This is a genomic window from Stygiolobus caldivivus, assembly GCF_019704315.1.
GTDB classification, from domain to species: domain Archaea; phylum Thermoproteota; class Thermoprotei_A; order Sulfolobales; family Sulfolobaceae; genus Stygiolobus; species Stygiolobus caldivivus.
This window is the reverse complement of record NZ_AP024597.1, coordinates 676,265-689,116: the sequence shown is the minus strand read 5'-3', so window position 1 is coordinate 689,116 and position 12,852 is coordinate 676,265. Positions and strand designations below refer to the sequence as shown.

13 protein-coding genes are annotated in these 12,852 nt (G+C 38.2%); 7 read left to right on the top strand and 6 right to left on the bottom strand.

Annotated features, from left to right (window positions below; all coding sequences use genetic code 11):
- Positions 1 to 183 (bottom strand): winged-helix single-stranded DNA-binding protein Sul7s, encoded by a 183-nt coding sequence (gene sul7s, locus KN1_RS03475; protein WP_221289434.1) that lies wholly within the window; start codon positions 181 to 183, stop codon positions 1 to 3.
- Between the two features lie 67 nt (positions 184 to 250).
- Between sul7s and KN1_RS03470 the strand changes: the two genes are divergently transcribed.
- The gene (locus KN1_RS03470) at positions 251 to 616 is read left to right on the top strand and encodes a hypothetical protein (RefSeq protein ID WP_221289433.1); all 366 of its coding nucleotides are present in this window, start codon (positions 251 to 253) and stop codon (positions 614 to 616) included.
- A gap of 13 nt (positions 617 to 629) precedes the next feature.
- Here the strand turns inward: KN1_RS03470 and queC are convergent, their stop codons facing one another.
- Entirely contained in the window at positions 630 to 2,024 is a 1,395-nt protein-coding gene (gene queC / locus KN1_RS03465) for a 7-cyano-7-deazaguanine synthase QueC (RefSeq protein WP_221289432.1), read from the bottom strand.
- A 43-nt stretch (positions 2,025 to 2,067) separates the two neighbouring features.
- Here queC and KN1_RS03460 point away from each other — a divergent pair, with 43 nt between their 5' ends.
- A complete protein-coding gene (locus KN1_RS03460; RefSeq protein WP_221289431.1) occupies positions 2,068 to 4,305 on the top strand; it encodes a DEAD/DEAH box helicase in 2,238 nt (745 codons plus the stop codon).
- Here the strand turns inward: KN1_RS03460 and KN1_RS03455 are convergent.
- The gene (locus tag KN1_RS03455) at positions 4,302 to 4,814 is read right to left on the bottom strand and encodes a M48 family metallopeptidase (protein ID WP_221289430.1); all 513 of its coding nucleotides are present in this window, start codon (positions 4,812 to 4,814) and stop codon (positions 4,302 to 4,304) included. The genes KN1_RS03460 and KN1_RS03455 overlap by 4 nt on opposite strands.
- Positions 4,815 to 4,938: 124 nt before the next feature.
- On the opposite strand from KN1_RS03455, the gene KN1_RS03450 reads away from it, so the two are divergent.
- Positions 4,939 to 5,958 (top strand): zinc-dependent dehydrogenase, encoded by a 1,020-nt coding sequence (locus tag KN1_RS03450; protein ID WP_221289429.1) that lies wholly within the window; start codon positions 4,939 to 4,941, stop codon positions 5,956 to 5,958.
- Here KN1_RS03450 and KN1_RS03445 read toward each other — a convergent pair.
- Both KN1_RS03445 and KN1_RS03440 read right to left on the bottom strand, forming a co-directional pair.
- Positions 5,881 to 6,798, bottom strand: coding sequence for a cobalamin biosynthesis protein (locus KN1_RS03445; RefSeq protein WP_221289428.1), 918 nt, complete (start codon positions 6,796 to 6,798; stop codon positions 5,881 to 5,883). The two genes, KN1_RS03450 and KN1_RS03445, sit on opposite strands and share 78 nt — an antisense overlap.
- On the bottom strand, positions 6,753 to 7,499 hold the full coding sequence (locus tag KN1_RS03440) for an adenosylcobinamide-GDP ribazoletransferase (RefSeq protein ID WP_221289427.1): 747 nt from the start codon (positions 7,497 to 7,499) through the stop codon (positions 6,753 to 6,755). Before KN1_RS03440 ends, KN1_RS03445 begins: the two co-directional genes overlap by 46 nt.
- A gap of 19 nt (positions 7,500 to 7,518) precedes the next feature.
- Between KN1_RS03440 and KN1_RS03435 the strand changes: the two genes are divergently transcribed.
- Positions 7,519 to 8,904 (top strand): cobyric acid synthase, encoded by a 1,386-nt coding sequence (locus KN1_RS03435; RefSeq protein WP_221289426.1) that lies wholly within the window; start codon positions 7,519 to 7,521, stop codon positions 8,902 to 8,904.
- Between the two features lie 45 nt (positions 8,905 to 8,949).
- Complete coding sequence (locus KN1_RS03430) at positions 8,950 to 10,071, top strand: GMP synthase (glutamine-hydrolyzing) (RefSeq protein ID WP_221289425.1); 1,122 nt, start codon at positions 8,950 to 8,952, stop codon at positions 10,069 to 10,071.
- A gap of 16 nt (positions 10,072 to 10,087) precedes the next feature.
- On the opposite strand, the gene htpX is transcribed toward KN1_RS03430, so the two are convergent.
- Positions 10,088 to 11,062 (bottom strand): zinc metalloprotease HtpX, encoded by a 975-nt coding sequence (htpX, locus tag KN1_RS03425; RefSeq protein ID WP_221289424.1) that lies wholly within the window; start codon positions 11,060 to 11,062, stop codon positions 10,088 to 10,090.
- Positions 11,063 to 11,563: 501 nt separating this feature from the next.
- Here htpX and KN1_RS03420 point away from each other — a divergent pair.
- Positions 11,564 to 11,959, top strand: coding sequence for a CBS domain-containing protein (locus tag KN1_RS03420; RefSeq protein ID WP_221289423.1), 396 nt, complete (start codon positions 11,564 to 11,566; stop codon positions 11,957 to 11,959).
- Between the two features lie 119 nt (positions 11,960 to 12,078).
- Entirely contained in the window at positions 12,079 to 12,846 is a 768-nt protein-coding gene (locus KN1_RS03415; protein ID WP_221289422.1) for a cytochrome C oxidase assembly protein, read from the top strand.
- Positions 12,847 to 12,852 lie beyond the last annotated feature (6 nt).

The following is a 12,852-nucleotide window of genomic DNA, read 5'->3' as shown; positions in this document are numbered from 1 at the left end:
TTATTCGCTCTGAATGTATTTAAAGTATCGACCTCGCCTGATTATTTTATTTTCTTTCATTAATTGGATAAGAGCATCATTAACTTCGGGAGCCGGTCTATCTATCACTTTTAACAGTTCATTAAACGTTATCCATTTCCTTTCCTTTACCAGCCTTTCTACTTCGTCTTTTACCGAATTCATGTTAAAGGTAAAAAGTAATGCTAATTAAAAAATACACATAAAAAGTAGGAATACGTCTCAATCTGATGTGAAACTTTATTACCCATTAATTTTTAGTGCTATTACAATAGGTTTAGGCACAATACTCCTTCTAAACCGCGTACCAATTATAATAACACTTGGTAGTGTCCTTGATATAACATTGCTTCTTATATCAAGTTATTTTATATATAAAAATATAAAATACTCTAGTTTATTCGGACTAATTATCAGTGTACTACAGATCTTAGGGAATTCTACGGATCCTACTCACCTCAGGGCATTGTCTGAGTTTGGGACTACTTTATACTTGTCTACCTTAGATGTCCTAATGATACTATCGTTCTATGCATTTCCCTTATTATACATTCTTCTTTTTTCGCTACAGAAATTAAATAAAAAGGAGAAAATATAGTATAAAAAATAAGTTATAGGTTTTCATAATCAACCGGATCCTTTAACCCGTTTACCTCGAAAGCTTTTTTCCTCATGTAACAAGGTCCGCATCTTCCACAGTGCTTTGACCCTCCTTCATAGCAACTCCAAGTTAAGTGCAAGGGTGCTCCGATCTCCACCCCTAACTTAACTATCTCATGTTTAACTAAGTTACCTACTGGCATAAGTACTTCTACCTTCTTATTTGGTCCAGTAGCATAAGGAGATAGTTTAGCGAATAGCCTAACGAACTCCATTTCGTTATCAGGATATGCACCTGCCTCTTCAAGGTTGATCCCGGAGGCTATTGCGTCATAACCGTGAGCCTCTGCTATAGCTAATGCCACTGAGAAGAATATTAAGTTCCTAGCGGGAACCCACTCATGAGCGAACTCAGCGCCTTCTTCTCCTTTCCTATCTTTTACTATTTCACCTCCTCCTTTTAGCAGAGTTGAGTGACCTACGAGCTTAAAGAGGTCTGTATCGATCATCATATATGGGACTTGAAGAAATTCCGCAATCTCCTTTATGGCCTCTTTTTCCTTCTCTTCTGCCTTGTGGTGGTAGTTAAAGTGAAGTAACGTAACCTCATAACCTTCCTTTAAAAGATAGGTAGCTGCTACAGTAGAATCAAGACCACCGCTCGCTATAACTAGGGCCCTTTTCTTAGGCCTCTGGTCCAACAGTTCTATCTCATTAACCTTTAGATCAGTTGACACTGAAAATATAGAATAAGGGTCAAGTTTTCTTACAAAGACATTGTCTAAGGGTTTAACATTAAAATAATCGTCAAGTGAAGTAAAGAAAATTGCACCTAAATTTTGGTCATACATCATGTACACTGGTTTGAAATTCTGTGCAACAAAAATTGTATTAGGATTTAATTTATCACCAATTATGAAGGCAAAGCTCCCTTTCACATTTTGAAGAATATTCTTCAAGTCATTCATATCACCGTTCCAAGACTTGTCCAAAATAGGAGGGATTACACTACTGTCTATTTTACTTTGTTTCTTAACGTTAAACTTCTTTTCTAGTTCTAGATCATTTGCTATTATCCCATTGTGTGTAACTATATATCTTTCTCCTTCAAAAGGCTGTATTTCGTTGTAGTTTTTATCCTTAACGTATTCCGTTGTAGGCTCAGCCCTATTATTAGCTATGACTACCCTACTCTCGTTATCCAAAATCCCAGTCAATTTACCCTCATTTAAAGAAGGCCTTCCGGTAGATTTTACCGCTTTAGTGCTACCGTCTTTTTGAATTACAACTACACCGAAACTATCTCTCCCCCTATTTTCTGCTCTTTTTAAAATTTCAACTAACTTACGCTCTATCTCACGGTAATTTTCAGGTTTAAGGATTAATACACCAGATACGCTACACATTAAAGGCACTTTACCGCAACTTAATTATAAAGTTAGTGAGAAAATGCCTGAAAATGACCTTTTGAGCCTGGTTCAGGAACGTCTCAATTACTTTAACGTAAAAGTAGCACACGTACATACCGAGACTGCCTTAGAACCCGATTACGGTAACCAGATCGAACAGTTATCATTCCTTCACCCTAAAATAATAGAAGCCTTAAGAAACAAGGGTATAAACAAGCTCTACAAATTCCAAGAGGAATCTGTGCGCAAAATATTAGGTGGGAAAAACCTCCTTATAATTTCAGGTACCGGGACGGGAAAAACTGAAGCGTTTTTAATACCGGCACTCCAGTTTGCATTAGAGGGAAGAAGGAGCGTATTGGTCTACCCTACTAAAGCTTTAGCTAGAGACCAGCTGAAGAGGATCGGAGAGTTTTCAAAGGAAATAGACGTAAAAGTTGGAGTGTTTGACGGCGATACCAGCGAAAAAGAAAGAGAGAAGATGTACTCAGACCCACCAGACATACTAATTACGAACCCAGATATGATCCATGTAGGGCTTTCCTTGAGCTACAGGTTTAGAAGTTTAGTAAGGGGAGCCGAACTTTTTGTATTCGATGAAGTCCACACCTATGAGGGTGTGTTAGGGGCACATGTGAGGATGATAGTTGATAGGTTAAGGGACTTTGGTGATATACAAGTAGTCGGGTCTAGCGGTACAATGGATGCCTCCCCATATTTATTTCCGGAACTATTCGGAGTTGAAGGAGAAATTGTAAAAGGGACTTTACGGAGAAGAGGAATTGCTATACATGCACTTCTAGATATAGGCTCTGCAAGTAGGTGGACTATCTCAGCCTACCTAGCATCCATACTTATAAAAGAGGGGCTAAAAGTACTAGTGTTTACAGATTCACAGCAAATGGCTGAGCTAATTGCGAAAATCTCTTCCAGATTTGGGGCCGAAGTATTTGTGCATAGGGCCGGGATCAGAAAAGAAGAAAGAAAAACAGTTGAAGAAGGAATTAGAGAAGGAAAAATAAAAGGAATTGCGGCAACTTCTACGTTAGAACTGGGAATTGACATCGGAGACCTTGACGCAGTAATATTGGCGCAAAACCCTCCCAATTTCGCAAAATATCTACAAAGGGCTGGAAGAGCTGGCAGGAGAAATAAGCCTGGATACATATTTACTCTACTAGGAAGTGACCCTATAGACTCTTACTATCTGAGGAGACCGAAAGAGTTTTTTGAACGGAAACTAACTCCGTTAGCCTTCGACACGAGTAACTTAGAAGTTGTAAAGATCCACGCTGCGGCATATCTGCTAGAAAAAGGTAGGATTAGAACACAATCCCTCCCTTCTTTATGGTTAAGGGCTTTCAGAGAACTAGAAAGAGAAAAAATAGTAATAATTAATGGAGAAACAATCTTACCTACGCAAAAGTTAATCTGGTTTGTAAAAAGGTCCCACATCAGGTCTACTGGCCCTATAATAACCATCTATGACCAAGATGGAAAAGTGGTAGGTGAAAGGGAACTACCAGTCGGGCTATATGATATTTATCCGCAAGCAGTATATTTGATCTCAAGGCATAATTACGTGGTACAATCAATGGATATAGATAAACTTAAGGCTATTGTAAAGAGGGTGAATGACGATATAGATTTCTATACTAAACCCATATATTCTTCACACCTAATGTCATTAGAGGAGATCGAAGAGAGAAAAGTATACGGCCTTCCCGTAAAATACGGCGCGGTAACAATAATGGAAGTAATAGAAGGGTATGCAATATATGAACTAGTAGGTAGAAAAGACAGACCTAAGAAGGAGGTCTATTATGATGAACCGATCACATTTACATACGAGACTAAGGGCCTCCTAATTAAACACCCGATCCTACCTGAATTTAACGAGATCGATGCAATGGAAGCATTCCACGCTACAGAACACGTGCTAATATCCGCAGCACGAGTTACAGCAGGAGCAGGGTTAACAGACCTCTCAGGAATAAGCTATCCTAGCGGTCACGTCGTAATATACGATTCAGTAGTGGGGGGAAGTGGTGTAACTAAACTTCTATTTGAAAGATTGGAAGACGCATACATGATAGCTAAGGATATTACTGAAAATTGCGACTGTGAGGATGGGTGTCCTAAGTGCATCTATAGTCCTTTTTGCGGTAATAATAATAAGGTCTTATCGAGGAGAAAGTCCTTCAGGCTTATAAAGACTGTAACGGAAAACAGGATAGACGAGAAATGCGATAATTTATCCGGTAGACCTATAGCTTAGAATAAGTTAGAAAGTCTAGTTAAAATGGAAGGGTGACTTGAAAACATATTCGATGAAGTATCACCGTATTTTAGCAGTACTGCCTTCATTTGGTCTACCCCCACAACCTTACTGGCCATCCTATCCGCATCTAACTCAAGCCTCCTTTGGACAAAACGCTGTAATATGAAAATAATTAAGTACGTGAATACGAGTATAGGTAACTCGTTCAATAACCCCAATGTAATGCCGGCTATAACTGTTATAATGAGGAATAATCTATAGAATATATAGTGTTTTAATTCAAGATGGGCTAACTCATGTGCCAATATAGCCCTTATATCGTTAGGCTCAAGAGACAGCGCAGCTGAAGTTATAACTAACTTGTCCTTACCTATAACAAAAGCGTTAACTTGTGGAGAATCTTTCTCATATACCTTTATACCGTCTACCTTGAATAATGGCTTTGCTCCTACTAAGGGTAGCCTTTCAGACAGTAATAACAGTGAGAGTAAAGCGAAAATAATCATTTTTAAACTTTGATCCCCAGTATTACTATTAATATTTTAACATATACGAAAATTTCAAAGAGCCAAAGAAAGTTGATCAAATCTAAACGATGGGTTTAATACCTCTCTAGTAATTGCTAGTTCAATGAAAGCTATTGTCCTTGAAAACGGAAGGGCTTTAGTAAGGGATCTGCCAAAGCCTCAAATTAAGGAAAAAGGAGATGTAATAGTAAAGATGAAGTCTTGCGGGCTATGTGGTACAGATGTGGAAAAGATCTGCGGGCAATACACTGCCTCACAACCCATCCTTGGTCATGAACCGGCGGGAATAATTGAAGAGTCTTCAGTAGACTTCTTACATAAAGGGCAGAGAGTCTTCGCCCACCACCACGTACCGTGTTACGAATGCTACTACTGTAAGCACGGAAGCCCTACTATGTGTCCACATTATAGGAGGACTAACCTTGACCCAGGCGGGTTCGCGGAATACTTCAGGGTCCCCGCATGGAACGTAACTAGAGGAGGAATACTAGTACTCCCAGATAGTGTAAGTTTTGACGAAGGTGCATTTATTGAACCTCTAGCTACAGTGATTCGCGCACAGAATAGGGTCAAAATAGGAAAGGGGGACAGCGTGTTAGTAGTAGGAGCCGGACCTATGGGACTACTACATATAATGATGGCAAAGGCTAACGGGGCAGGGACAGTAATATCGTCAGATATTAGTGAATATAGAGTAGAATACGCATCAAAAATAGGTTCTGACTACTCACTAAACTCGAAGAAAGTAGACATACCTTCAGAAGCTAAAAAACTTACAGACGGAAGAGGAGTTGATATCGCGATCATAGCTTCGGGTGCACCCCAAGCGATACTTTCGGGACTATATTCTGTTAGAAAGGGTGGATATGTGCTACTCTTCGGAGTACCCTATAAAGGTACTATACTGAACTACGATATAAGCGAGTTACTTAATAACGAGATATCAATTATATCGAGTAATGCAGCAGTAGAAGAAGATACTAGAAAAGCCTTAGAAATTATAGCACAGAAAAAAGTAGACGTAACTAAGTTAATAACCCACAGACTACCGCTTGATCAGTTCAATGAGGCCGTAAGGATAGCTAAAGAGGGACAAGCCATAAAGATAATAATATACGACTGAAATAAAAAATAAATAAAGGAGTAAAGTCACCTTAAACAAACTAAGGGCCCTTATTAAGTCCCTCTCCTTAGGAAGTTCTCCATCCCCTACGCTGTAGTACCCAGGTTTTTCTAACCTAACCCCCAAAAGTGCTGCGGCCGTAGTTATAGGATATCTAGCGTTCGGGCTTTCTATTCTACTCTCTTTTATAGCACGTAAGACTCCATTAACCCTAATCCCCAATAGAAATGCTGAGAGTATCATAAAAAGAGCTGTCAACCTTGCCGGGATAAAATTAAGCACGGTATCTACGGTAGCCGAAAACCACCCCTCGTCCTTTAGTTCTTGAGTCTTATACCCTACCATCGAGTCCATAGTGTTTGCTAACCTCTGTAACAGTGCTCCAGGGAAACCGAAAATTAAAAACCAAAATAAGGGAGCTGTTATACCATCTACGAGGCTTTCGAATAGGGACTCTATAGCTGCCGAAATTACGTGACCTTCGTCGAGTTCATAAACATTTCGCCTAACCAATTGTTGAGTATATTTCCTAGACTCTTCAGTTACTGGAGCAGACCTCTTCACTAATTCATAAAGCATTTTTATAGAGAAAGTTGTCTTAAGGAAAACCACGGCTAAGATTAACTCCACTGCAACACATGGGATAAAGAAAATTAAAGACAACAGGAATAAGATGGGGAGAACAGAGAAAGACCAGAGAAAAACTCCGTACGCTCTACCTTTATAGGGGATAATTAACCTCTCGGATATTTTACCGCTCCAGACTACTGGGTGAATCCATATTGGTGGCTCGCCTAATGTAAGGTCAAGAGCAATTGCAAGATAGAGTACTGGTAACAATACTTATCAGCTACTAGTAAATAAAGTGGGAAAGATAAAGTTATAATGAAGCCTATGTAGTCCCCTGATGACCCCTTGAGAGTTCTTTCTCCTAGTATAAAGAAGAAGGCGGTGAGGAGGACATACGTTATAATCAAAGGTACCGTAGAAAAGATTAGAACTTCCATTTGGATAAAGGTAATTTTCCACCACTTCTTTGACCTACTGTAAAATACCTTAGCTAAAAAGCTCCCTTCTATTGGCTTCATGACCGAGAGTAACGTTAGTGCGGACGCCCTACTGAGCACTTCAGCTGAAAGGAGGGTCAAAAGAGAGACCCGTAGGTTTAATACGGCGACGACGAAGACAAAAATATATACCAATAATAGACCTATAGCTCCAGAGCCAGTATTGACATCGTGGAGGACTCTTATCCTTTTGTCATAGTCCTTAACCATTATAGCGTCACCATAGTCTAAAAGGCCGTCTAGGTGATGGAACCCCCTAATCACCTCTACGAAAGGTATAAGAAGGATTACGGTAAATTTACCTAGAATTTTTGTCATAACGAGTAAGAAGAAGAAATCTAGAATTCCGGTCATTCCACCCACGATCAGGGGAGAAGTAAACGACAGATCAGCAACATCTTCTAAAGGCATTTGGACTGCAGGAATTATTGTGAAGAACGATAGCTGTGCTAAAATCGCCTTAAATACTCTCATTCTCACTTATCTGATGAACATGGCAATTATAATAGCTTCCACAATGAGTGATTCGGGTAAATCAACTGTTGTCTCAGGGCTTGTTAAATTATTTTCCGGAATTCCTTTTAAAGCACAGAACATGTCGCTAAACAGCTACCCGACACTTGATCACGGAGAGATAGCATTTATCCAAGCCTATCAGGCTATCTCCTCGGGTCTAAACCCTGAAAGGTATATGAACCCGGTCTTATTAAAACCAGACGGAAGGGGAATTGAAATAGTATTTATGGGAGAACCTTTGGGGAGCTTTCCTGCAGGTTATTATTATGATGAGTTTCTCCCTAGAGTGTGGGTTAAGATAAAGAACCTTATACGTGACGAGATGGTTGTGGAAGCCGCTGGCGGTATAGAGCCGAACTTTGTCGAAAAGGATATCACAGCCGTACGTCTTTCAAGAGAACTTAACATCCCTATAATACTTACTCTAGATATTGATAGAGGAGGAGCTTTTACTTCTGCATTAGGTGCCTACTTTACACTACCCCCTGAAGTCAGGAAAAATTTGAGGGGATTTCTTATAAACAAGTTCAGGGGCGAAGAGAAGTACCTCGAGCCCGCTATAAAATGGCTGGAAGAAAAGACCGGGATGAAGTACATGGGTTATTTACCCTTATTTGATGAGCCCCTGATAATGCCCGAAGATTCTATGAACGTTAAAGATTTCGGAGAAGGGGATATAGAGGTAAGCGTGATCTCTTACCCTTATATGAGCAACTTTAATGAGTTCTCCGCATTTCGTAACTCTAACGCGAGTGTTAGGTTCGTAAAGAAGCCATCTGAAATATCTAAAAGTGACTTAATAATTTTACCCGGGAGTAAAAACACACTTGAGAGCTTAAAATTTTTAGTCGAGAAAAAATTCCTAGATGTAATAAGGAAAAAACAAGTCCTTGGTATATGCGGTGGGTTCCAGATAATGGGGAAAAAAATTGTAGACCCGTATAATGTAGAAATAAAGGAAAGAAGCGTGGAAGGTCTGGGTTTTTTAAACGTAGAAACTGTGTATGAGAAAGATAAGATTATTTCAATAACTGAGACCGATGCACAAGTTAATGGCTATGAAATAAGGAGGGGGAGAATTAGATACGTTAACTCACAGAAACCCTTATTTTACATAACGAAAAGAGGTTCGAAAGAAGTTTCAGAACCAGACGGAAGTGAAAGCAATAATTATCTAGGGTATAGTGTACACGGTTCCTTATTTTCTAAGGGAGGTCAGAAGATCTTAAGAGAAAAATTTGGAATAAAAATATATACAGATAGTTTTGAGGAAGAAGCGAAGAAAGACATAGAAAGAGTATCATATTTTATTAGTAAATTCCTACACGTTGATGAGATAAGGGATATTTACTTAGGTAAGTAAATAAATAGTAGGTTTTAATAGGGAGTACTTTACTCATTTATATAAATGCTATTCGACCCTGTTAAGTTCATTGAAGAAGTAAAACCCCAGTTAGAACAAATAGTTGATGGAAAAGCTGTAGCTGCTGTGAGTGGAGGCGTGGACAGTACTACAGCTGCAGCTTTAGCATATCGGCTCTTAGGAAATAAAGTTATACCTATAATGATCGACACAGGTTTCCTCAGGGAAAATGAAGCTGAAAAAGTTAAGGCAATGGTAAGTGACCTCATGCCACTTCAAGTGGTTAATGTTAGTGAGAAATTCCTTTCAGAACTAGAAGGGAAAGACGACGCTGAAGAAAAGAGAAAAAAATTCAGAGAGTTATTTTATAATACTTTATCTGAATTAGTTAAAAAATATCAAGCTAAATATCTAATTCAAGGTACAATAGCTGCAGATTGGGTGGAGACCCAAGGAGGTATTAAGACACAACATAACGTCTTAGTACAATTAGGTATTGACACTGAAAAAACTTGGGGATTTAAAGTAGTTGAACCATTAGCAGATTTATACAAGAATGAAGTAAGAGACCTTGCAAGATATCTGGGACTACCTAGAGAGATATACAATAGACAACCTTTTCCTGGACCAGGTTTACTGGTTAGAGTAGTTGGAGGAGTATCTAGAGAGAAATTAGAAATAGTTAGGAAAGCAACATCAATAGTAGAGAAATATTTGGAACAGGAAGACTATTCCCAGTATTTTGCGGTGATTTTTGATTCACATTCTAATTATGATCCAGAAATCTCTAAAGAAGTTGGTTGCGATGTATATACTTATACCGCTAAAGCCACTGGAGTAAAAGGTGATGTTAGGGCTTATGGAAGAATTGCTAAAGTTGATTGCGATTATAAAGATTATGAGAGGCTTAGAAGAGTAATGGAGAAAGTAACGTCAAGCGATATTACTCATGTGGTAACTAAAGTCGCAGATGGTTACAACGAAGGGAAATACTCAATAGGCATAAGGGCTGTCTTGACCCAAGATTTTATGACAGCAGACTTTGCTAAAATAGATTGGGGTTTACTGGGCAAGATATCTAATGAAATACTTTCTATATCTAAAAATATAAAAGAGGTTGTATACGATATTACTACCAAACCCCCAGCTACAATAGAGTTTGAGTAGAGTAAAAAAAAGACTTTCAGTGGAAATAGAACTTGTCTAACATCTTTATTCTTTTAGCCGGATGAGGGTGATCACTTAAGAAATCGCTTAATATACCTACTTTTTGTGTCCTCCAATATTGTATAAGTTCTTCGGCATCCCAAGAACTTATATTTTGACCCTCTAAGGAAGAGAAGAACAACATCTTTCCTATACTTCCCCCAGCTGTCCTTTTCATTTTTTCTAACACTTTAGGGTTACTCGATATCACTATTTTCGCCAATGCTGTCTGTAAGTTCTTAGCACCTTGCGGAACAGTAAGGGCCGCGTTAATATCAGCATAGGACTCCCTCATCCTGTTCAAAAATAATACTAGTAAACTGAACAAGTAGCTTATCCCGATAAGCAAAATCCCTACTAAAAATAAAGATCCACCACTATTATTATTTCTTCCTCCACCCCCACCTAAGAATCCACTCCACCATAGCGAGTACCCTATCCAGTAAAGGAGGGTAGGTATTAAACCTACAGCAAGGAGTAACTCGGTATCTCTATGTTTTAGATGGCCTAGCTCATGACCTAGAACTGCCTTTATCTCTTCTGGAGTTAAAATCCTTAATAACGGTAGAGTTATGGCAACATTCTTTCCATATAACGGGCTGCTAAATGCAAAAGCATTGGGAAAAGGTACGTCAGCTAGGTACACTTTTGGAGGAGAAATTCTATTATAAACCGCGACTTCCTGCACGATATTATATACCCACCCGTAAGTAGGGTCTTGTGGAGAAATTTGGTGCAGCTTATAGATCGACTTGATTAACGCAGGACCGAAAAGCCACTGTAGTATAGATATTGCGGTAAGTATTATTAAAGCACCAGTTATTATATAAGGAACTTCCGAAAATCCTAGAAAATAACCTAAAATCCCGAAAATAAGTAGAAACCCTAAAGCTACTGTACCGATTAGCGCACTTATCATTCCTAATCTAAATTTCACTAGCTGTTTTATCATAAGTTTAGTTTTCTCTCTCGCCTCTAAAAAAGTTTATTTGAAAAATCAAAACTTTTTAGTAATAAATAAGTTGAGTAAATTTCCATTATTATTATATATCTTTATTTTTATGTAATTTGGGATTAGTGTGAATAAGCTAGCTCTATAGGGTCTTTCATCCGCCCTTTATGAATTATAATTTTACCCATAAAATTAATAAATTCAATGCACAAATAATATAGTTTACGAAAGATCATTTTGGGTAAACTAATTTATTACTAACTAAACTAAGTTATTAACTCATCGCCTTACGCTTTTACACTTACTATGTGTTAATATTGCTTAGTGTGTATTTAATGTAATGATCTCATTCTATTTAGACAAATATAAATCCCAAAATAGCTATGAAAGATCCCATTTACCTTGGTAACCATAAAATTTGCTTTGACGAAATTTTAGCGGTTTAAACTATCGGTATCGTACTCAGAAGTTTTATTAATCTTTATAGAGATATTATTTAACATGTCAGAGGAAGTCGTAAAAGAATATATGAAAAGCTCGGTCATAACAGTAAACAAGGACACTATTTTGTATGAAGTCGCCAAGACTATGACGGAAAAAAACATAGGTTCAGTGATTGTGGTAGAAAACGGAAAACCGGTAGGGATAATAACAGAACGAGATGTAGTTAGAGCTATAGGGAAAGGTAAGAAACTTGATACAAAAGCGGAAGAATTTATGACAGCGTCCCTTATAACTATCAAGGAGGATTCCCCTATTACTGGAGCATTAGCGTTAATGAGACAATTTAATATTAGGCACTTACCAGTAGTTAATGATAAGGGAGAACTTACTGGCATAATTTCAATTAGAGATATAGCTAGGGCTGTAGACGATATGTTTGAAAACCTAGAATAATTTTAAAACTTTTCCTCACTTTTTAGGTACTCACTTAAAAATTTTCATATAGAGAAATAATTCAAGACGATTTAATTAAACGTGCAAGGTTTTTTAAACTAACTATGAAATTTATATCTATGATACCAAGTTTCCCCTATGCAGTGTTAGCATATCTGGACTCTGGGTTAGCTGCTACGACTATAGTCCTAGGAGGAATAGTAGAAGGATATGGTTATGGTTTATCTCTTGGTACAAACTGGCCCTATACCAGAAATATGATGGATGTGGCGTTTAAAGGCGATCCTGAAGCTATTCATAGGATATCTGCAACCTTAGTAGGCTTAATATCATTAACGCTTTTGATTACAGATTTTAATATGATTACATTAGTAGGCTTCATAAGTATAATCTTTACGGCCTTATTAGGCATGGCTACTCTATACGTATTAGCTGGAAAACTCCCGTCTATATTCCAAGGGTTTCACGACATAGCTGCCTATACTACGTTTGTAAGTTACCTTCTCTTGGCTACAGGTTTTCCAGCATCTAGCTTCATAAGTTTCTTGGAGAACGCTATAATACCACCCCATTTCCTCTACTTTGTCATATTTATGGGTGGTGTAGTCACTGGGACAAGAAGAATGAGATTAAGTATTGGTGATGTTAGGAGGCCTAAAAATAAATTACAGTGGGCATGGGCGATACACGGGATAGCGGCTATAATATTCTTTATAGCACTTATATACCTTAACATGTGGATTAGCTTAGGATTCGGGTTAGCTGAGGCAGCTATTGGTATACTGACATATAGAGCGATCAACAAAAACCCTGAGAAACCTGGCATATTGATAGGGCTTCATCAGCTTTTGTCATTAGCTGTAGTAGTATCATTACTATTTGCGTAAAATCTT